At 39.8% G+C, this 23702-nt stretch carries 13 protein-coding genes; 4 read left to right on the top strand and 9 right to left on the bottom strand.

The annotated features are described in order from the left end of the window. Positions 1-344: 344 nt before the first annotated feature. On the bottom strand, positions 345-887 hold the full coding sequence (locus D0T53_RS02240; RefSeq protein WP_163264638.1) for a phBC6A51 family helix-turn-helix protein: 543 nt from the start codon (positions 885-887) through the stop codon (positions 345-347). Positions 888-1046: 159 nt separating this feature from the next. On the opposite strand from D0T53_RS02240, the gene D0T53_RS02245 reads away from it, so the two are divergent. Beyond that, positions 1047-1349 carry a hypothetical protein gene (locus tag D0T53_RS02245; protein WP_163264640.1) on the top strand — a complete coding sequence of 101 codons (303 nt, stop codon included), beginning with the start codon at positions 1047-1049 and terminating at the stop codon, positions 1347-1349. A gap of 120 nt (positions 1350-1469) precedes the next feature. Here D0T53_RS02245 and D0T53_RS02250 read toward each other — a convergent pair whose 3' ends face one another. The 6 genes from D0T53_RS02250 to D0T53_RS02275 form a co-directional block, all read right to left on the bottom strand. Next, on the bottom strand, positions 1470-2687 hold the full coding sequence (locus D0T53_RS02250; RefSeq protein ID WP_163264641.1) for a glycoside hydrolase family 88 protein: 1218 nt from the start codon (positions 2685-2687) through the stop codon (positions 1470-1472). A gap of 20 nt (positions 2688-2707) precedes the next feature. Next, positions 2708-4375: a glycoside hydrolase 43 family protein gene (locus tag D0T53_RS02255; protein WP_163264643.1), complete on the bottom strand. Its 1668-nt coding sequence runs from the start codon at positions 4373-4375 to the stop codon at positions 2708-2710. Then, positions 4372-7110 (bottom strand): hypothetical protein, encoded by a 2739-nt coding sequence (locus tag D0T53_RS02260; protein WP_163264645.1) that lies wholly within the window; start codon positions 7108-7110, stop codon positions 4372-4374. Before D0T53_RS02260 ends, D0T53_RS02255 begins: the two co-directional genes overlap by 4 nt. A gap of 86 nt (positions 7111-7196) precedes the next feature. After that, positions 7197-9185 (bottom strand): glycoside hydrolase family 97 protein, encoded by a 1989-nt coding sequence (locus tag D0T53_RS02265; RefSeq protein ID WP_163264647.1) that lies wholly within the window; start codon positions 9183-9185, stop codon positions 7197-7199. A gap of 52 nt (positions 9186-9237) precedes the next feature. Continuing rightward, positions 9238-10359: a serine hydrolase gene (locus D0T53_RS02270; protein ID WP_163264649.1), complete on the bottom strand. Its 1122-nt coding sequence runs from the start codon at positions 10357-10359 to the stop codon at positions 9238-9240. 6 nt (positions 10360-10365) lie between these two features. Next, a complete protein-coding gene (locus tag D0T53_RS02275; protein ID WP_185152962.1) occupies positions 10366-11964 on the bottom strand; it encodes a hypothetical protein in 1599 nt (532 codons plus the stop codon). Between the two features lie 268 nt (positions 11965-12232). Here D0T53_RS02275 and D0T53_RS02280 point away from each other — a divergent pair, with 268 nt between their 5' ends. From D0T53_RS02280 to D0T53_RS02290, 3 genes are all read left to right on the top strand, one after another. Then, complete coding sequence (locus tag D0T53_RS02280; RefSeq protein WP_163264653.1) at positions 12233-15802, top strand: Tat pathway signal protein; 3570 nt, start codon at positions 12233-12235, stop codon at positions 15800-15802. A gap of 76 nt (positions 15803-15878) precedes the next feature. Then, positions 15879-19913: a hybrid sensor histidine kinase/response regulator transcription factor gene (locus D0T53_RS02285; RefSeq protein WP_163264655.1), complete on the top strand. Its 4035-nt coding sequence runs from the start codon at positions 15879-15881 to the stop codon at positions 19911-19913. Between the two features lie 251 nt (positions 19914-20164). Further along, a complete protein-coding gene (locus tag D0T53_RS02290) occupies positions 20165-21559 on the top strand; it encodes a glycosyl hydrolase family 28 protein (protein ID WP_163264657.1) in 1395 nt (464 codons plus the stop codon). A gap of 35 nt (positions 21560-21594) precedes the next feature. Here D0T53_RS02290 and D0T53_RS02295 read toward each other — a convergent pair whose 3' ends face one another. Both D0T53_RS02295 and D0T53_RS02300 read right to left on the bottom strand, forming a co-directional pair. Continuing rightward, the gene (locus D0T53_RS02295) at positions 21595-21759 is read right to left on the bottom strand and encodes a hypothetical protein (RefSeq protein ID WP_163264659.1); all 165 of its coding nucleotides are present in this window, start codon (positions 21757-21759) and stop codon (positions 21595-21597) included. Positions 21760-22024: 265 nt separating this feature from the next. Beyond that, positions 22025-23689, bottom strand: coding sequence for a RagB/SusD family nutrient uptake outer membrane protein (locus D0T53_RS02300; protein ID WP_163264661.1), 1665 nt, complete (start codon positions 23687-23689; stop codon positions 22025-22027). Positions 23690-23702 lie beyond the last annotated feature (13 nt).

The raw sequence follows: 23702 nt of genomic DNA on the forward strand, positions 1-23702 counted from the left end.
AAAATTATACTTATTTACTGCCGCGCATCTTACCGATGCTTGCCTTCGTTCATTTTGCCTTGATGCAAAACGAACCAAAAAATCAAGACTGCGCCTGCTGTGCGACCCGCTGTTTAGCTTGTTCACTGAACAAAAAATAACTCGCACAGAATATTGTGCAGACTTTTAAGTCGGGCTATGCTCAAACAGCTTTTTGTTCCGGGCGTTCACTTCGCTAAGCGGGTACCCCGCACATACGGCGAGGTCGGTCCTTTTTGCGATGCATTTTCTGAGAGCGGCCTTAGCTTCGACGGACAAAGCATGCAGTAAGTATAATTTAAAAGAACGTTTTTTAAGTAATAAAACTACCCTTCGTAATCGTCGGGCATAGGTTGATATACGTAGTTGGGGTCGTTAAGGCGGCGGGGCAATTGTTCCATCTCCCATTTGGTTTCTTTGTCTACAACTTCAACAATGATGGGCCGACGGCTTGGCGAGTTCTCCTTCTCTTCTTTCTCGGCTTTTTCGCGACGTTCTTCACGCTCCATTTTCAGTATATGGGCAATGTCCGAAGCTTTTGGCTCGCAGTGTTTTTCGGTTACAATTATTTCTTTCAGCTCCATCTCTTCGGGGTCAAGTGCCGAAGGGACGTATTTCTTTTTCACTATTTTCTGGGTATAGCCTTCCATTTTGCGGCGCATGGCATTTCGGGCAAGACGGTACAAGCGTTCCTGACGCTCTTCGATTGCTTCTTCAACAGCCCGAGCAAATTCGGGTTTGGTGTTTTTCCATTCGTAAAACGTTTCGCGGCTTATTTCTGCTGCATCGCACACGTTAGCAATCGACAGGTAATCTTCGGAAATAAGGATGCAAATTTTTTCTACTGTTTCGGGGGTATATTTAGCCATAATTCTAGTGGTTTTAAATATTAGTTTTTTACTTATAGATAAAACTTTCGAAAAAAAATGTTATTTCCTGCCTTTGCTTAAAATATTTTTCGCCCTCAACAGTCTACATTAATAGAGGGCTCTTAAAAAAAGATTGTAAAATTAAAAACAAAACAAATTATGATGACAAGAGGTTTTGGAATGGGATTCTTCGGAAGAAATCCTTTCGACAAAGATGCAAGAATAAAGTTTAAAGAAGAATGGAACAAAATGAGCGACAGCGAAAAGCTTGAGTTTATGAACAAGCGCATGGAAGGTTTCGACAACCGCGAAGATTGTTTTTCGGTGGAAGCAATTGACGCCCGTTGCGAAAAATGGATGAAGATGTCGGCAGAAGAAAAGCAAGCGTTTGTTGACGAAAGAAAAAAGGCTTTCGAAAACAAAATGCATGCAATGCACAGCCACTTTGGTTTCGGGCAATAACTAAAAAGTAGCCGAAAATAATAACAGCCTGTAACGGAATACTTCCGCAACAGGCTGTTTTGTTTTATTTGATGTTTAATTTATCGGTCTACGCCGCCAAAAACAGATTATTACAAGCTGCTAATTCTTAGCTTCCTGCTTTTTGTAACGGGTAAGCGCCTCTATGTAATAATAATCGGCATAGTTGATCGAAGCATCAACTTCCGACTTATTAGGCCAGTGCCCTGTTGAATGTAACAGGAACGATGGTTTTGCATCGCCACTCTGGTACTTATCGCTCGACAATTCTGTCAGCATCTTCTCGGCAGCCGCTTTATATTCTTTCGCTTTTTCGGCATTATCTTCTAATTGCCACAGTTCGAGAAGAGCCGAAGCTACAATTGCAGCAGCCGAAGCATCCTTAGGAGCGTTCGGAATGTTGGGTGCATCGAAATCCCAGAAAGGCACATATTCGTCCTTCGGCAAGCGCGACAGGTACAAATCGGTAACTTTTTCGGCAAAACGCAGGAATTTTTTATCCTGAGTTTCCCTGTACACAAAAGTGTATCCATATATTGCCCATGCCTGTCCCCTAGCCCACAGGCTACTGTCGGCATATCCCTGATGGGTTACTCCTTTTATAAATTCGCCCGTAGCATCGTTGTACAAAGCAACGTGATAGCTTCCTCCATCTTCGCGGAAATGATATTTCATTGTGGTTTCGGCATGCTTGGTAGCTATATCGTACAACTCCTTCGAACCTCCGTTCTTAGCCGCCCAATACAACATTTCGAGGTTTATCATGTTGTCCATAATTGTATTATAGGGAGCAAAACGTCCGTTATCAACCTCACGAGGCCACGAGAGTATTGTTCCTACCGTAGGGTTAAACAAGGTAGCCAGCGTGTCGGCAGCATTCAGAATAATCTGTTTGTATGCTTCGTTCCCTGTCAGGCGGTATCCGTTACCATAGCTGCAAAATATCTGGAAACCTAAATCGTGATCGTAAGCCGATAGTTTTGTCAGCGGATACAGCAAATCGGTATACTCAATCGCACTTTTCAGTATCGACGAGTCTTTGGTGTTTTCGTAATCGTACCACAATGTTCCCGGCCAAAAGCCTGCAGTCCATTCACTAATTTCGACAGGCACAAGCTTCCATTGCGTTACGCTATCCATAATATTACGGGGCATTTTACCCGTTCCGTCCGTCTCCTTCAATGTGCGGTGTACCTGCTTATCGCAATACGATAGGGCTTTATCCACATCAAACGCCTTCTTCTCTTCTTTTTGGGTACACGAAGTTATTGTAACTAACAACCCGATACCCAACATTAATACTGATAATCTTTTTTTCATGTTAATATATATATGATTTATTATTTTGTAATTCTGAACCAGTCAACATCTAACCACGAGCGGGAAGAACCGCCCTCTTTATTCATCACAAACAGACCTGTTTTAGCTCCAATCCATTTACCTTGTCGTGCGATAAAGGGTTCGCCTATCGTCTGATATTTCTTTCCGTCGGCACTGTAGCTGAACGTACAAATACCTCCATCTTTTACTTGTACCCTCAAGTAGAAATGAACATTATCAATCGGGGTTTTATAATTCAAGCGTTTTTCTACTTTCAGATTATTGAGGGAAATTTCGGCGACCTTGGTCTCGGGAGTTTTCTGTTCGGCATCTTTACATATTACTTGTTCGATGCTGTAACCTGCCGATGTTCTTTTTACGGCTATGTACGAATAGTCCCACCCCATCATAATAAGCCCCATTTTATCGCCTTCGTTAATAAACACACCCGTCAGCTTTGCGGTAACTGTTTGTTCGGGGGCAGTCAGTTTCTGCATCAACAGATTGGGTATGTTCCAGAAATTAATGAAATTTTCGGGATAATATTGCCCGTACATACGGTAATATCCGTTTGCCGAAGCAAAACCCCAAGCCTGCTGCGGATTGGCATGCCACGACCATTGCAAACCCAATTTATGGGAGTTAAATTCGTCGCTCTCCTGCGGTGTTTCAACGGGATATTTTTTTCCCACATTGGGCTTCCTATACTGTTTTACGGGTTCGCCGCAATAGTTTTTATCGTTAGTGCCCATTACGGGCCATCCGTCTTTCCATGTAACAGGTTGAAGGTGGATAATACGGCCATAAGCTCCTTTGTCCTGAAAATGCATAAACCACCATTCGCCTGTTTGGGTTTCTACCAATCCGCCCTGATGAGGACCGTTTATATCGGTTTTACCTTGTGCAAGCACCTTTTTCATTTCGTAAGGACCATATATATTTTTCGAGCGTAAGGCTATTTGCCACCCCATCTCAACACCTCCCGCCGGAGCTAGAAGGTAATAATAACCGTCTTTTTTATAGAATTTGCCACCTTCAACTGTGTGGTTAATACCATCGTTTCCGTCGAATACCAAAGTTTCTTCGCCTATTACTTTTGTGCCATCGGAATTCAGTTCGCAAACTGTAATTATACTGTTTAGCCGCGCACGGCTTCCTGCCCACGCATGGGTGAGGTAAACCTTACCGTCATCGTCGAACAAGGGACTGGGGTCTATACGCCCCTTTCCGGGAAGAACAAGCTCCGGCTTATCCCATTTCGCCAATATATCACGTGTTTTGACTACATAGATGCCGAAATCGGGGTCGCCCCAATAAATCATATATTCGCCCTTATGGTAACGGATACAGGGTGCCCACACTCCTTTGCCGTGTTGTGACGTATCGAAAAAATTAGCAGTTTCCAATCCGTCCATATACAGATTGGATAAGGCATAATTTACTATTTTCCAGTTAACAAGGTCTTTCGAGTGCAGAATCGGCAATCCGGGCACACAATTAAAACTAGAAGCAGTCATATAATAATCGTCGCCTACCCGTATGACGTCGGGATCGGAATAGTCGGCATAAAGTATCGGATTTTTATATGTACCATTGCCCTGATCTGCCCCCCATACCTCCGACTTATATTCCTGAGCCGAAAGCAGTGTACACCAACACAAAGAGAAACTTAAAAGTATTTTCTTCATAGCTCTATTTTTTTGTAAGGCGTTTTATCCAATTTTATTTTTTTGTTGCTACTTGTTGTTACTGTTACGGGAGCATCGCTTGTGAAGAAATATTCGCCGTTTTTATATTCGAGTACGGCATTTGTTTCTTCAACAGATTCGATAGTAAAGCCTTTTGCCCCAATTAATGTACCACCACCCAAAAACAGCGTAAAGTTATTTCCGTTTTCGCTTATTACTGCATAGGTGGCGTTTGCCGACATGTTGCTATACGAAACAACTTCGTCTTTTACCGACGAGAAAATATAATCGCTCCTCCCCGATTTACTCTTAACAATTAACCCCACAAAATCGGAAGAAACCCCTTCTGCTTCGAACGATTCTATAAACTGTATTGATTTTCCTTCTTGTTCGGTGGTCGGTTCAAAGATACTGACAAAGGGACGATCCCATGCTTCGCCATGTTGGCGGGCAGCAATAGTCAGGTAAGGTTCTTTGTTGACTTCGTAGGGAAAATTGTTATTATTTCTGAATGCTTTGCATGCCGGTGCTTTTATCGAAAACACCTCTCTGTCGGGGTATCCTTTCATCCACAAGTTCATATAAATGTGGTTATTGTCTTTCATCGACATTTTCCATACCGCCTGATAATCTTCATTTGTTTTTACCGATTGTTTATCCCACATGTAATCGAGCGCAAACAAATGTCCGCCGGCAAAGCCTATCTCATCGCTGGGTTGCAAATCGAGCGATTTCCCCTGCATATCCCGGATAAACAGCTCTTGTCCAATATTATGATAGTAGTAATCGTGGAACTTATCGTCTTTTCGTTGTTTTTTCGAACGGAAAATATCTACATAATAACCTGTAGACTCGCTTGTGCTGACAATACTCAGCAGACGATTCTGGTCGCTGCGGCTTTCGGGTTCGAGGAAGTAGACATCGGAATAAGTGACATCGGGATAATAGCCATCCTTTTGCCCCGATTGAGGATAACTACCCAACAGATCGAAGGGATGGTGACTGAGCATCTCGGGATATTTGGAGATACCGTCAACCATCACGGTATTGTGTGCCGGAAACTGGGAATAATACTCCAAGTATGGCTTTTCGAAGTAGCTGGAGCCTATGCCCGATTCTGCACCAAGCACATACCCTTTTCCGTACAGTTCGATTGCTACACCATTGCTGTGTGCGTGATTACCAAACGATGCGTATTGCGATATCATCAGCCCATTTTGTTTATTGTCGTATTTATTACGCTGAACAAACCAGCTTACATTAGGCGCATAGAAAGTTTGAGTAATATAATCGGTAAGTTTTCCTGCTTCTGTTTTTTTATCCAACACCAAAGGCTTTGTCAGAAAGAAAGAAGATACCTGAGAAGCTAATTTTCGTGGCTTTTCGCTTTCATTTCCTGCTTCAGGGTTAAACAGCTTGTACATTTTTGTGAAATAAATTTCATCCTCTCTGTTTTTATACTTCTGAGCCATGCGTACCATATCGCTCATCGCATCTGTTCCCAATGCTGCATAAAAACTGTCTCCAAATGCCGATGTCTGGCTGTTTGGAAAAAGGTATTGCGGCAACACCTCAACCGCCTTTCTCATAACAGGAGTATAAGGCAACAAATTCTGATTGAATGTATTGTCGTAATTACGGATAAAGTGCATAAATTCTTTAGTTACACTTTGTCCGTATCCGGGACATTCGTTCCAGATACCTGTATTATAATCGTAACCATATTCCATCAGTTTGGTCATCGACCACTGACGGGCAGAAGTTTTATTCAGTATATAATTTATATAATATTCACGCCCTTTTCCGTCGGTATAGTTTTTATTGTCTTCGAGTATCATTGCAACAGTTAGTATTACATTTGCCTGATGCAAATTCCAATTATTTTGAGGTACTCCGTTCTTAATAGTTACATCTATCCATTTTTTGAAAGCCGACTCAAAAATATCGATCTTATCCGAATGTTTTTCGCTTATGTAACCGTACAAAAAATCGTAATAAGCCGCCATATCGTGCAGAATGTGCTCTTGAATTACCTCGAATGTAGACATAGCGACTAACGTTTGTGCATGCCCATTGCCGATATCTACCGGTTCGTTGCGATAATACATACCTGTCATATAAGTATTGAATACATCGTAGGCTAATTTCCCATACTTATCGTCTCCTGTCAGCCAATAGAGGAATGCGCCATCGCGCCCAAGACGAAGAATCTCGTTGTTCACACTTTCGATATTCATCCCCGATACGCTGCCTTGCTCTACCCACTCCAAGGGACTACCATCTTTTGCTGTATTCAGAAAATAGACGCCTTTAGTATCATCCATATAGGGGATAATATTATCAAGTTTGGGGCGTTTGATGAGTGAGTTTATTCCCCGTGTGCTGCCAAAGCGAACAGTGGGGACAGGTGCTTCGCCATCGGCATGCGAATATACCCCTCCGTTGATGTATACGTTGGTGGCTTTGCTTTTCCAATACATCATCAATCGCGAATATAACCAGTCGGGCTCAGTTTGTGTTTTTTCAACATACGGGTCAATTCTGCCCTGTATGCCTTGTAATACTTCCTTTGCCCATACTTCGTCCTTTACCTGTTTCTTCAGATTGGCTTTATGCCGGTTTGTTGTCAGCAAGCGAGGGTGTCCCTGCGGCAAGTCGGAAGGCAGGGGTATCTGTTGGCTGTAAATAAATACAGAACCTAAAATAAACAAACAGAATAATATAATCTTTTTCATTTTAAAATATAAGGAATATAAATAAGTAGTTAAATTGATTAATTATATAGTCTTCGACATTATACTTTTCACAGATTTTCCTGTTTTTATAACTGTTGATTTTTCTTATACGATTTATACTTCTTCAAATCCGTTTTTGTTGCCGGCGTAAAATGTACGGCACACCCGCCACTAGGTTTCAGGTTGAATTGTAAAACATCTTTATCAGATACTATCAGGCGCGTTATCTTTACTTTTGTTTTGGTTTTTATGGCGTCATCATCGGTATAGATATTAGCCACATACTTTTGCCCGTTTGTTAAAAACAATAAGGGAGTTTCAACCCTGCGGGCGTTGTTATTGCCCAATGTACCCAAAAACCAATCGGTATTCGAACGGCGTGCTATTGTTACAAACTCGCCAATTTCGCCGTCCAAGGCCTTAGTGTCGTCCCACACGGCTTTTACGGTGTCAAAAAATTCTATTTCGGGTTCTCCGTTATACATCGACGGTTTATCGTACCAATATATAAATTGCAACGGGCTGTAATATACGGCTGCCATTGCCAGTTGATGCGCATGAGTTGTTTTTATCCGATCATTGTAATAACATATTGTATAATCGCCTGCCCCTGCCAGAAAACGGGTAAACGGCAATGTGCTGTTGTGGGTAGCATCGGGCATTTCCTCGTTGCCGCGTATACCTTCCTGTGTCAGCAAATTAGGATAAGTGCGACTAAAACCTGTAGGGCGGTATTCATCGTGAACATCCACCAGCATCTCATACTCGGCACATTTTTTTACTGCATTGTGCAGCCATGTCGACCAATGCTGATTTCCAATCTGCACAAATCCGAACTTGATACCTTTAATACCCCATTTTTTGTAAAGCGGAAGTATTTCGTCCAGTTGGAGATAAAGTGCCCGTTGATTAACATAAACAAATATGCCGATACCTTTACTCGCGGCATAGCTTGTGAGAGCCGGAAAGTCTATATCTTTATCGGGATGAACTTTCGTTGCATCCGAGTCGATGTTTTTTTCTAATCCGTACCATCCAGCATCCAGATGTACATACTGCAAACCTCTTTCCGCAGCAAAATCGACACAGGCAATTGCTTCACTTTGACTTAAGCCCGAACGAATTACCTTGCCGGGCTTAATCCATGAAGTATCTTTTATTTTATTAGATGGGTTCAGGTTTAAAATAAGGTCGTTATTGTTTATTAAATCTACCGGTTTTTCGGCAGCCATAATTACCCTCCACGGCGTAAGGTAAGGAGTAATAACATCTGCACATCCGTACATAGACAACTGTAATGCATTGTTTTTCTTTTTGCTCAAACGGAATTTACCACGAACATAGTCGACCATTTCGGCTTCGGCAAGAGCTACCGTCAATCCGTTTTTCAGTTTCATTGTCAGCGGGCGTTCGCATTCGTCCGTCCAGTTTTTTAAAGGCAGTAATAAATAAGGGCCTTGTGCCCAACGCTCGTAGTAAGCCATTGTACCTTCGGGGAGTGTAAACTGAGATTGTTCTCCCACTATATGCAGAAATAGCCCGTTGGTAGCTTCGGGAAAAAAATAGCGGAAAGCAACTCCTTCGTTATAGGCACGGATAACAACATTCATCATATAGTAACGGCTTCTGTCATAATCGCCTTGTAGCGCTTTGTTGCTATCGATATGCCCCTTTTTGAACTTGAGGACTATTTCGTTGTAATTATCCCTAATCTCTGAGCGTTCGCCGTATACAGGCTTCCATGTTTGATCCGACGACGACTTTTCGTCCCCAATAAAATCAAGGTTCTCGCCCCATATCCGGTAATCATCGTTCGGTATTGCTAAAGCAGCTTCAAGCAAACGGCTTTCAATCAATACACCCAATTCGGATTCCTCTATTACAGATTTGCCTTTAAAAGACACCGTGTAATACATCTGTTTTGTTTCGTCAGAAAATTGTTTCTGATAGAACGTAAATTCATAATTACCGTCGGGCGAAGCCAACACTTTGTGCGTTGACTCTATAATTGTTTGAGAGCGAGTAGCTAGTGGCAACAGACAAAATAAAGCAAGGAATAAGTTTAAACGAGTCATATTCTTAATTTATTAGTTTTATGATACAATATCAGTTTAGGCACGTAGCTGTTTATAAGCCTTCGGGACGATCCTTTTGCCCGATAGCATCTCTTATAATTAGAGGGATTGATGCACTCTCGTAAAACGACGAAAATCTGTTTGCATTTGCCTTATGTACGTTTACTTTTGCCAATATAAATCCGTAGACGTTGTTTTTCCTGTCAGCCCAAGGATATGCTCCCGCCCATCCGGGACTGCTCATCAGGGTTGCATTCCTGTTGGCATCAATTTCCTCGCGCCATATACCTAAGCCATAAGCATCGTTATGAAAGTTTTGCCGCACAGTAGCAGCAAACTCGGGTTGATGCAAAAAAGCACCTTTAATCTGATCCGACTCTATCTCTTTCACCGCTTCGACCGATAATACTTGCTTGCCGTTAAACAGCCCGTTATTAATAAACATGCTGAGAAAGTTTGAAAAATCGTGAACCGAAGTTTTAAAACCTCCGCCCAACATCGGACTAAAACCTCCCTCGCTACTGACAGGCACAAAACGAGAATATTTCATCCCTAAGGGCATAGCCAGTTTTTCCTGAAATATTGTTTCCCAATCCTTGCCGGTTGCTATTTCGGCCATACGCCCGGCAACCTGCATAGCCAGTCCGCCATACTTGTATTTAGTTCCGGGCAAGGTATCCGACGGTAAATCTGCGATATGCGAAACAGCCTCTTCCAATGTTTGATAATCATCGCGTTTTCGTCCTGCAGGCTGATAATCAGGGTAACCTGCCGTATGCGACAACAATTGCCGAAGAGTAGCTTCGCCTTTAGCATCGGTAAATGCGGGTAAATATTTTTTTACCTTATCGTCCCACGATAGTTTTCCATCATCAACAACTGCTGCAATTGTTGCCGCAACAATCCATTTTCCGGCAGAAGCTACATGGCGTGCTGTTGTATCGGTATAATTGCCGTAACACGATTCAAAAAAAACTTCATTGTCTTTCACTACCCGTATTGCAACACCTTCGTAGTATCCGCTATCTACCCACGACGCTATTTTTTCGTCAAGAGACTTCAAAGCAGGAAGTTCTGCCCGAAGGTCAGAGTCTTTTTTTCGGTTATCGTTACAACCCAATAAAATAACATGCAGCAAAACTGCTAAACAATAATATATGTAGCTCTTTTTCATCAACATTTATTTTTCGATATAAAAACTTCGCTCCACAGCCTCGGCTGTCTGAATTTTATCGCCTACTGTTCGTCCATATTGCCAGGCTACAACAGTTACTTTTATCGGATATTTCGCTCGTGGCGGAATTTTGTTTATTTGCAAGTAGTTCTTTTTTTCGTCAACAACCGCAGGACCTTCTTTTACATAGTAATAAACCGGCAAACCGCTATCGGCATAAGCATTAAGCTTCACTTTTTTAGTATTCGCTTTTATATTGGTTATCGGGGCAAATGTTATAGACTGTGCCCTCCCCTCTTTATTTGGGTACGGTATACGGATGTTTAACTGCTGCACTGCACTCTTATAAACAGCATCGCCCTTGTTATGGGCAATAAACCACATATCGCCTGTGCGTTTATTATTATTAAGCCCCATTCGGTAAAAACGCACCGTAAACGTTGTATCGTTCACTTTTGTCACAGGTCCGCATAAGCGGTCGATGCTTATTTTTCCTACCGACGAATGTTCGGTTGTTATATTCTGACGCAACGAATCGGAATAAACAGCCGCCAGATTAAACGTCACTCCATCTTCTTTCGGATAAAAACCGATATTGCTTTTACCCGACAGTGCTTGCTGTCTGTCTTGTATATAACTTATATACTGAAACCTCTTTCCTCTCGATTCGGCATAATACTTTTCGGTTTGGTTTGCTATTTCCTCGTCGAAATACCAAAATGCATCGTGAGTATCTCCTTCATATTCCGAAAACGGAGCAGCCTCTGCCCTGTTTTGTTGGTTCGAGTACCAGCGTTGGGCCAGCCAGCCCTTGTTTATATCCACTTTTTTCAATTCCTGTTGTGCATCGGTCAACCTGTACCGAGCCGCCTTTTTCAAAAATAGGGAAATGTAACTTACCACCTCGTCAGACACATCGAAATGTCCGTGTCCGGCATCGCATAAAAACGATATACAACTTTGAGGGTACATCAACCTGAATGCCAATGCTGGGTTTACCCTTGCTTCCCACCATTCGTACTCGCCCTGCACCATTAACGACGGTATTCCGTCAATATTTCGTGTTCTCCCCCATTCGAGATTACTACCTCCATAACCTGTAAGATTGGTACGTGGCGCATCGCCATGATACGAAACAACAGCCAACGTGCGGTTAGAATTCCATGCAGCAAAGTTCCATGGAAAAGTAGCCATTGCCGAATGCCCTAAAGGTACTATCGGTGCAGTTTGCAACTCCTCATAACCACTAACATCTGCCATATCTGCCAGCATTTTATCAAAAATATCCTGACACCCATTATTAACATCCCATTGCTGTTCGAATCCCGGACTTACCCAAACAACCGCAAAACCTAACTCGCTCATAGCGTCGCGAAACACAGGATGTTCAAATATCGTTTCTTCGCACATATTATGCTGCCCGAAAACTACAGCCCTAACCCGCTCACAATTTGACGGAATCCACAAAAAAGCACGGGGATGATCGTTTGTCTCTCCCGAAACAAATTTCTCCACCTCGACCGACCATTGCCACTCCGAAGGATATACATTTAAGCTGAAAGCAGAAAAGATTGCTATAAGAATTATTATAGTGTTTTTTTTCATAAGGTTCATAGAAATAACTTTATATACAAAAGCCAATATATTCAGAATACAAAAATGCCACTTTTTCATCATAAATAGTGGTACGTTTTAATCCAAAAAATGTGACATTTTACACCACCCTACCCTTTTACAGCCAACTAAATATACTACCACCTCAACAAAACATCCCATATATTGATACAAATTACCCTATAAAACACAACTTATTCTCACTATTTTTGCACATTATACTATATACTATTGCTTAAAACATTTTTAAACCATGATCATGAAAAAAACCCTGATTCTCTTTCTATGTATATCTGTTAATTTTTTCAATTTACAATCCCAGAATACCCTGATTGATGTAATCACGTTTGGCAATCAAAAATCTGAAGCCGAACACTCTTTTTCCGGAAAACAAACCCACATAAAAGAAAATGCCGCTTTGGGGCAATCGGCACGAATTACTGAACGAATGCCAGACAACCATGAAAAAGGAGGAGATTTAACATTTACCATAAAAGTAGACCCCACATACCAAAATTACCTGACTGTAAAATTCTGGGGTTCCGATACCTGCAGCGTTTTGAATAAGGTATTTATAGATGGAAAACAAATAGGTTATAACCGCACTGCCGACTATGGCCCGTTTAACAATAGTTATTCCGACGCACTGCCCGACAGGTTTTACTATGTTACAACTTTACTGCCTTTTAATATGACAAAAGGAAAAGAAAAGGTGGAACTCACAATAACATCGGAAGGAAAGCAAGTTAACCGTCAGGTGTATAAAGGATATGTACACACAAATCCTTACATCGATTTTTCGAACGAAAAGCAAGGCACTAAACACATTGATTTGGAAAACATTGTAGCCAAAGGACTTAGCGAAAACGACAAAAACACTTTATTGGCTCAATACAGGGAAAAACAAATTGAGGATTTCAATAAATTCTCGAAAAAATTAGACGATGACCCACTCGCTAAAATTTCGATTGTAAAATATCAAGATGAATTAAGATACTATGCATTGAGTCTGCTTGAACCTTGGTGTCCCGCTCAGACAAACGAAGAAAAGAAGAAAGTATTATTTCGTATATTTCAGGTTATAGACAATTACGTAATAGATTATTACAAAGATTATCGATTGGTGACCCGAGGAGGACATCAGGGCGACTGGGGAGGTTATCTGGGCGCACTGGGCGAAGCTCTGTATATAGTTGAAAATTACATAAACGACGATAATGTTTTGGGGCAATCCGAATTCAATAAGTTTCTCGATCAGCAATTCAAAACAAACACAAAAGAAAGCAAATATTCGTTGCCCGAAGCCGACTGGGCCGGCAAAACACTAACCAGAAGATCGGCATGGGAAAGAGCATTTAAGGCAAACTACGATTTTGCCCGTGCACGCCTGTCGTACATTTACAATCAGGTTTATTACACCTACGATGGAGCATGGAAATCGCACGAAGGATTCAGAATTATAAATTCTGATTTTTACGAAGGAAAAGAACGCAGCCACCAAATTTTGAAAGAAGCATTGGGAATGGGCCCGTTTTTGGGCGAAGAAGTTTTAGTTGCTCCCGACGGACGCGAACTGAACTTGTTCCACTCTTTGTTCTATCACGACAGGGAAGCATTCTTTACCGATGACTTTATTTTTATTGTGGCAAAAGGGCTTGCAAAAAGCAAATTAGACAAAGACGGCAACATAGTTCGAAGATTGCCCTACGGAAAACACTATTACGGCATATCGGAAACAGGACTGACCAAAGAGAATGGATATGTTGGCAACTACGGCGAAACCCCCAATTATCTGTCCGAATGGTTTTACAGAACCCTAAATCACAAAGGCGACGAAGAGATGAACGACGAAATATTGAAACTTGCATTACTAAATGTACATGCCAGAGGATTTGCCCGCTACACATCGACCGACGAAAACAACAAGCGAATAATGCGTATGCAACAGGTTGTAGACAACCGCAACTCGGGCTACCCCGGCATGTATGCATATGCAATAAGGGTTTCGACAAACAAAATGCTACATTTTGCTTCGCTCGAAAAACATATGGTAGAGAACGAAAAAAGATATTCGTCGCCCGAATGGAACAAATATTGGAAATATGCAGCCGAAATAGTAGGCTTTGCACAACAACAATTACTCGACAATCAGTACTTTCCCGGTTCGATAGAAAAAGGACGGGCAAATGCATTATTAAACCTGAGAAAATATGATTATGTGTTACCCGAAACCTATAAATACCTCACTTCGGGGCGTTCGGCTTTCACTCGTTTCAAAAATGTACAGGCTGGCTACATACACCCGCTAACAAACTTCAACTATTATACCGACAACGAGTTGAAACAATTGCACGTCGACAAAAAAGATTACGAACAACTGGCTTGGGCCGACATCGATTGTATGATGGCTGTGGTTCGCGATGGAGACAATGTGCTGACCGGAGTATTCAATTTTCAGAACAGAGCCTTTTCGGGTGTAGGAAAAATACATGTGCAGAAAAAGAATTACGACCACATTGTGCATCTGGCTACAAAAGCGAAATTTATATATAACGACTATTACCTGCGCATGAACTCGACCTACATGGATTTTATTGCCAATGTTAACGATGTTTATACTTATAGCCCTCAGGCGTTAGCCGGAGAAATATGCCCTATCACATACCAACCGGGCGTAGGAAAAGTGGTTCGCGAAAATTTCGAAGTAGATCATCCCTACTCGGCTTTCCCCGATTATCTGGAAGCACAGTACGGAGAATACCTTTTTGTTTTCAACACAACACGCAAGCAATATGGCAACGAACAAACCTACGAGGTAGAATTGCCTAAAGAATATAAAAAAGGTAAAATACTAGACCTGATAAGTGGCAAACAGCTAAATGTAAAGAAGAACAAAGTAACGGTTTCGCCAAATTCGGCACTTGTACTAAAACTAAATAAAGACTCTTATTTCGACTTTACACCTTATCCGGTAGACTTTGTTACAGCCCTACATGGCAACAACAAAGTGGCATTAAGTTGGAAACCTGCCCATGGAGCTACATCGTATACCGTAAAAAGGGCTTTCGCCGAAGATGGTAAATACGAAACAATTGCCGAAAACATTCAAACCGAATATTTTGAAGATTCGGACATAACAAACGGAACATTGGCGTTCTACAAAATTGTACCGGTTAATAATTATGGTAAAAGCTGGGACTCTTACAGAGCAAAAGCAAACCTAACTAAACCAACTATAAACGACGCAAAATGGAGAGAAGATGCCATTGGTAATATATCGACAGGTAAAGCCGAAATAAACGACTCGAAAATATTGATACACGACACCGACGGATACGGACTTGGTGAAGGAGACGATTACATGATCGAAACCCGCGACATTGAAGATTCTTTTATGTTTGTACACACCATAGCTAACGGAGATGTTGAGTTTTCGGCAAAAATAACCCCACGAAGAGCTTTAATGCACGGAATAATGTTCCGCGACCAGCTAACAGCAAACACAAGATACATATTTTTGGGAACCAACCAGTTTGGGCAAATTGTATTTCAAAGCCGCACACGGGATACACGTCACGAGTTTCACAGCTACAAGCTGAGCCCGTATAACGTTTCGTTGCCCGGACACATAATTAATGAATATCCGTACATTAAATTAAAACGAAACGCCAAAGATCATATTATTACCGGATATATATCTAAAGACGGAACAAACTGGCAAAGCGTTGGCGAATTATTCACTCCATTCCCAATGGCCATATACATAGGAGTTAGTGCAGCCGGTGCACAAAAGGCCGAATTTGATAACATTGAAGCAATATTTAATTAATATTATACAACCAAATAGGCCGAGGCAACAGGCTTTTTTTGTAACTTTGGTTAGTTATTTTACATATTTTGTGTGCATGAAAACTACCATAGTTATAGTTCTGAATTTACTCTTTATATTTAGTGTAAAATCTCAGGATCAATATATATTTCGCCATCTTGATATTGTGGATGGACTTTCTGATAACCAAATACGTAATCTGAGTCAACTCCCAGATGGGCGTATAGGAATAAAAACAGCATCCATCCTCAATATCTACAATGGCGCGACATTCGATTATTACTACCAAAATAAACGAATGGAGCATGCTTGGGATTATTCTCGCCCGCCAAAGGAGTATTACGACAAACAAGGTCGCATATGGATGAAAGAGCAAGGCTACCTTCTTCTTTTAGACTTAAATAGCAACCAATTCAATTACAACATCGAAGACGAACTGAAATCTTTCGGTATCGATAAAAAATTAACCAACCTGTTTCTCGACGAATCTAAAAACTATTGGTTTGTCACCAACGATAGCACCTTCTCGTTTTACGATATAAATAAAAAAGAACTAATTGTAATTACAGAAGGCGATAGCGACTTTACCCGCAAACACGGAGTACCTATCGAACTTACCCAATACAAAAACCTATGTTGGATAGTTTATAGTAACGGACTGATACGTTGTTGGGACTATACTTCTCAGGAATTTGTATTGCAAGACACTCGTTTTTTTAACAAAATAGGTCTTGTTACCGACCGCCTATACATCCATCCCAGTTCTACCGGCGATATATGGCTAATGTATAACTATGGAGTTCATCTTTATAACCGTACCGAAAAAACATGGACAGATATTGCTTCGATAAGCGGACTGTCTAACTTTTTTACATGTATGGACATCGATTTGGATGGTAATGCCTGGGTAGGGACATCACGTTCAGGGTTACGTCATATAAACAGTAAAACATTAGACGTAACTACAATAAGCGGAATGAAACTCGACAAAGGCGGGACATTAGTCAACGACATATACTCCATTTTTGTTGACAACAACAATGGCGTGTGGGTAGGAACACTATTCCAAGGCTTATGTTATTACCAGCCAAGCATGCACAAATTTCAATTAATACAAACCGTGCATAGCGAAACTGCCATTACAAACGAAACCATACGTTGTTTTCTGGAAGATGAAGACGGCACCATTCTTGTAGGCGCAGGAAATGGATTGTATAGGTTTTATCCCGAAACAAAAATAGTTGAAAAAATTTATGCCGATAAAATCAACGACCTCTGTTTATCCTTATACCGCGATAGCAAAAACCGCATTTGGGTAGGTACATTTTTGAACGGTTTTTACTGCATCGATAATAAGAATATAAAACACTTCATCAGGTCGTCCACAAATTTAGACTTAGACCCAAACCAGAACGTTTCGCGAGCAATTTACGAAGACAATAACGGACACTTTTGGGGCAGCGTGCCCGGAGGCGTTGCATCAATAGACCCCAATACAGGTAAAATAATATACATACTAGCCGATAAGCACCCTAAAATAAAAAACCACACAACAGTATATAATTTTTACCCTGTAGATAACGAAACCTTTGCCGTTGTAGGCGAAAGTGGAATATTCTATTACAATCCGCAAAAAGACGAAGTATGGGTTCCGGATGTGGACACGCCCGACAGCCCTAAATTTCAGGATTTTAACATCAAATACTATTGCATATATAAAGACAGCAGAGGTTTTGAATGGTATGGAACAGAAGCCGGCATAAGGCTGTGGGATAACACAAACAACAGGCTTTATAAAATAACATCGAACGATGGGCTTCCCAATAATGCGGTATCGGCCATTATTGAAGACAATAATGGAATCATGTGGGTATCTACAGCTAATGGAATCTGTAAAATAAACATTCAAACGAACTATAACGAACATACATTTTCGATAGTTAGTTTCGGCACATCCGATGGTTTACAGAGTGGGAAATTTTACGACAGGTCGTCGTTAAAAGCAAAAGATGGAAAACTATATTTTGGCGGAATACATGGCTTTAATTATTTCGACCCTCAAAAAATAGATTATAACAAAAGCATAAACCGCCCCATATTTACGGGGCTAAGCTTGTTTAATTCGCCCATAAAAAAAGATTCGATTTACAACGGCCATGTTATTCTGAAAAAGCCTATAAACCTGACAAACGAAATAAAGCTTCATCACAACGAAAATTTTATATCTATCGAGTTTTCGGGGCTCAACTATGTAAACCCTGCACAAACATACTACAGATATAAATTGCATAATTTTGATGAAAACTGGAACGAAGTATTAACAAACGGACTGGGTAAAGTTACATATACCGGATTACCATCAGGAAAATATAAATTTGTAGTATATACAGCAAATAACGACAAAGTGTGGGGCGACGAACCCTCGGAGTTAACTATTATCATAAAACCTCCTTTTTGGGCAACAGCATATGCAATTGCTATTTATATAGTAATAATAATGTTCGTATTATATTACCTGTACCAGCTTCAGGATAAAAGAACTAAAAGAAAAATATCGGAACAAAAAGAAGTTAATATGCGCAAGCAGAAAGAAGAACTGGATCAAATGAAATTTAAGTTCTTCACCAATATCAGTCACGAATTTCGTACACCATTAACTTTAATCACCACCCCATTGGATATACTGATAAAACAACAAGACGATGAAACTTTAAAAAAGAGGCTCGAATCGATATATAAAAATGCAGCCAACCTGCTTCAATTAGTAAATCAATTGCTCGATTTTCGCAAACTGGAAATGAAAGGCGAAAAAAACTATCTTCAGAAAAGTGATATCGTACAGTTTATCGAAAGTATTTACATTCAATTTAAAGATACCACAGCAAGCCGAAATATTGATTTCGCATTAGAAACGGATATCGATAGCACAATCATGTTCTTCGATCAGGATAAAATGCATAAAATAATGAACAACCTTTTATCTAATGCATTAAAATTCACACCAGAAGGAGGACATATATCTTTAAAAATATCAAAAGTAAAAGAAGGCAGACGAAATTTTATTAATATTATTGTATCCGATACAGGATGCGGTATGGCTCCCAAAGATATGGAGCAGATATTCGACAGGTTTTATCAGGGCAAAAAGCAAAACAACATGCAGCCCGGAAGCGGCATAGGGCTACATTTAGTGAAAGAATATGTAAAACTACACGAAGGAAGCATATCCGTAGAAAGCGATATTGGTATTGGCAGCGAGTTTTCGGTTCTTATCCCAACCGATTTAATGGGCACAGAAGAAAAGGAAGTAAACGAAAATGGAATTCAGGCAGAATCGACTGATAAAAAAATATCGACAAAAACACTATTAATTGTTGAAGACAACAACGAATTTCGTAATTTCCTTATAGAGCAACTCAGCCCAATATTTAAAATACTGGAAGCCGAAGATGGAGTAAACGGAGAACAGATAGCAATTAACGAATTGCCCGATCTTATTGTCTCCGACCTTATGATGCCCAGAGTTGACGGTTTGGAATTGTGTAGAAGACTAAAACTAAATATACAAACATCGCATATACCATTTATTCTTCTTACCGCACGAAGCTCGGACGAAGCCAAAATTGATGGATACGAAGCCGGAGCAGACTCTTACATATCAAAACCTTTCAATTTCGATATGTTGCTTACCCGTATTAATAAACTGATTGAGCAACAAGAAAAAAGAAAAGAACTGTTTCATAAAACAATAGAAGTAACACCCAGCAGCATAACTACCACTTCGCTGGACGAAGAATTGGTACAAAGAGCATTAATGTTGGTTGAAAAAAACATGGACAATACCGGTTACTCAATAGATAATTTAAGCAAAGACATTGGTTTAAGCAGGTCGCAACTATACAGAAAACTTCAATCGATAACAGGACTGACCCCTATCGAGTTTATCAGGTCTATCAGACTCAAACGAGCTGCCCAGTTACTAATAAACAGCCAATACAACATATCGGAAATAGCCGACATTGTAGGATTCAACACCCTCAAATATTTTAATAAATACTTTAAAGAAGAATTTGGAATGCCTCCTACGCAATACCGGCTAAAAAATAAATAAAAAAATTAAATCAACACTAAATGTCCCCCCTATTTTACCAAAAATAGGGGTTCTTTTTTGTCATGCATCAAAAGGTACCATTTATTGATATATATTAACCTATATACTTATCTATTTATCAAATATTTTTGTTTTCAGGTAAAACCCCCGAAACAGAACAAACAAAGGCTGAAAATAAAGCAACCAGTTCTGCAGATATCAATACCGTAGATAAATAAAAAACAAACAATATTTATATATAATAGTAAGCAATGAAAAAACTAATAATCTTTCTTATATTCTGCAGTTCTCTGATTACGATAAATGCACAAAAATTAAATTTGCATCCGGTACCTCAAGGGCTCATTTATAGTTTACATAACGACGATTTTACGGTTAAAGTGAGAATTCCGGGCGAAGAGTGGCAAGACCTATTCGAATATAAAGTAACTGTAGACCTCGACAATCCGCAGGTAGCATCAATGGTGCAATTCGATTTCGAAGGTAAAGTAGAAATGATGGTAAAAGTTAATAACGGATTCGTACATAATGTAAAAATACGCCCTACCAACAAAAATATAGAATACACAAAAAAAAATAACATCATATATTTCACACTCGACAAACCCTCCAAACTATCGTTAGAGGTAAATGACGACAGGCTTAAAAACCTGCACATATTTGCCAATGAAGTGGAAAAAGAAATTCCATCAGCAAATGATACGGATGTTATATATTTTGGCGAAGGAATACACACTCCTAAAGACCTGCCGGGTAATGTATTTAGGGTAAGCTCAAACCAAACAGTATATTTGGCACCCGGAGCAGTTATAAAAGGTAAATTTGTATGTAACAAAGCCGAAAACATTCGCTTTATTGGACGAGGAATAATTCTGGAGCCCGAAAGGGGCTTTGAGCTAACCTATTGTAAAAATATCGAAATTGATGGAATCACAGTAATAAATCCGAACCATTACACGGTATATGGAGGCGAAGTTACCGGACTAAAAATTAATAACTTGAAATCGTTCAGTTGTAAAAGCTGGAGCGATGGAATTGATTTAATGAGCTGCTCGGATGTTACAATAAACGATATATTTATGAGAAACTCCGACGATTGCATAACAATTTACACTCATAGATGGACATACAATGGCGATGCCCGCAATTATAAAGTAACAAATGCTATACTTTGGGCCGATATTGCACATCCTATTAATATAGGCGGACATGGTGATTATAAAAAAGGATACATTGTAGAAAACGTTCACTTCTCGGATATACATATTTTAGAACATGATGAAGACGACCGTAATTATCAGGGATGTTTAGCTATTAATGCAGCAGATAATAATCTGGTACAAAATATCAGTTTCGAAAACGTATGGATTGACGATATACAAGAAGGACAATTGTTTAATATAAGAGTTTTATTTAACGAAAAATACAGCGATGGGCCCGGAAAATCGATCAAGGACGTTCGTTTTAAGAATATACATTATACGGGATATGGCGAAAACCCATCAATAATTGAAGGATTCAATGATAAGTGTAATGTAGAAAATATCTCGTGGGAGAACTTTACAATCAACGGCAAAAGGGTCGAAACATTTGAAGATGCAAATATTAAGGTTGGAAAATACACCCAAAATATAATCTTAAAGTAAAAAATAAGGTTTAAATTGAAGTTAGTTTAGAAGGGCTATTCATATATATGGAATGGTCCTTCTTTCGTTTTTATTAATGTGTATTTAAAACTAACCACAATAATATTCAGTACCATTTTGTTTTTAACGACAATTACAAAGCCTATCTCAGGCTTTACAATAAGCGAAAGAAGATACGAGTCCATAAATATTTGCCACATCTTATATCGGGTAAAAAACAGCCTACAGCATATATACATTGTTAGCTTCACAGAAACAAGAATATATACCTTTTTGATAATCTATGGTATAGTATTCATAATATAGTAATCTGCATATTACGATACTTTCTGTTTTCGGGCCAATATGCGATAAGCTTAGTTATAAAAAATCCCCACTTAACTTCAATCGTTAAGAGGGGATTTTTATATACTCGACAAACTGATCAACTATGTGTCAATAGTTTATAACAAACGGACTAAATCATTATTTTTTTTTAGGCTCTGGTAAGAACCAATTTTTGGGTTCTGATAATAATTCGTATATCACGTTATAATATGCACCATGTTTAGAAGCAACACGTTGAGCCAAGAATGATGGATCTTCGCGTCGGATAGACATACGCATCAAATCCTGAAAACGATTTCCTTCGAACGATGTTTCTAAAGCCAGTTCGTCGCAAATCAAATCTTCAACCCTGCTTATCGAGTCTTCTTTTGTCAACAATGGATTCAATCCATCCTCCACAGTGTAAAGAGGATTAAAGCCCGAATCGCCACACCCTCTGGCATGAATTCCCAATACTGCTGAATATAAAGGATTATTAAAAACCGTAATAAAAGGAGCCATTTCATCTTCGGGTATTATTGCAGGTACTTCAGTCAAAGTCTTCGGGTTCAAACCATATTTTAATACTGCAAATGCAGCATTTGGTCTACCCGAACGATTTAGAGCTTCGGCATAGCGCAAGTATACTAATCCTGTACGATAAAGCATTATATCGTCCACATATAATTTATACAATATCGAAAATTTTTCTGACGTTCCCTTGCCCTGCGATATAGTAATAGTACCGAGACTATTACCCTGTTTTCTTAAATCGCCTGTGGTGAAATGCGAAGAGTAGCCACCACCCGATCCTGTTGAATATGCAAGCATATAAGACTGATTGTTCCATAAGTTCAATATTGTATTCGAAGCCTTAAATCCTACTGCGCCATCAATACCGGCCAATCCATTTACTTTTCCATCCGAAGCACTCCTTGCCATTTGTATTGCTGTTATAGTTTCCGACGAATAATAAGCAAGAGTAGAAGGAGTCCAGCTGTTCGAAGGCGAAGCTGTTTCGAAATTCTGATTTAAAAAATTCTGATACCCCCAACGTATAGTAGGCCAAGTATATGAACCACTTGGTCTTTTGTCTACTATAGTTTCGGCATAGAAAGACGCTGCTCTTTCATAATCCAATTCCGATTGACCTCTCCACAAATATAAATCGCCTAACAACAATGGCACAGGAACTAATAACAAATCTGAAGCGAAATTGTAAATTTTACCGTAATTAGGATATTTTACCCCATAGCAATCTTCCAAATCGGCTATTAATAAATCCAAAAACTCAACTTTTTGATCGGGGAACATATAAACAGGAAAATCTTTCTTCGAATCCTCTACCGATAAAATAGGGTCGGTATAGTAATATACTTTCCCCCAATTAAATGCAATCTGCATATAAGTCCATGCCCTTATAGCCCGTGCTACGGCATTCTCATTTTTCAGAGGACTATTTGCCGCACCGGTACGACTTATTATATAGTTACAGTTATTTATTATTGCATAATAATCGAGAGGATTGGTGTACTCATTTTCTCCGGTAACGGTAAAATCGCTCAATTCGCGCATAGCAGCCGTAGTGTACGATGTTACATCAAGCAAATCGGCTCTCATTTCTCCAAACAAAATATAACGTTCACCTATATTTTGCAACTGAGTAAGAACTCCTAATATCGAATACACCGAGTCGCTTGGTGTATCCAAATCATTATCGTCAACCTCAACATAACGATCCGAATCGACGTCCAGCATATCTTCGCAAGAAGCCAGGCAAAGGACAGAAGATGCAATAATGAAGATATATAATAATTTTTTCATTTTTCTTAAATAA

The organism is Dysgonomonas sp. 216 (assembly GCF_010501065.1).
In the GTDB taxonomy this organism is placed as follows: Bacteria; Bacteroidota; Bacteroidia; order Bacteroidales; family Dysgonomonadaceae; genus QVMM01.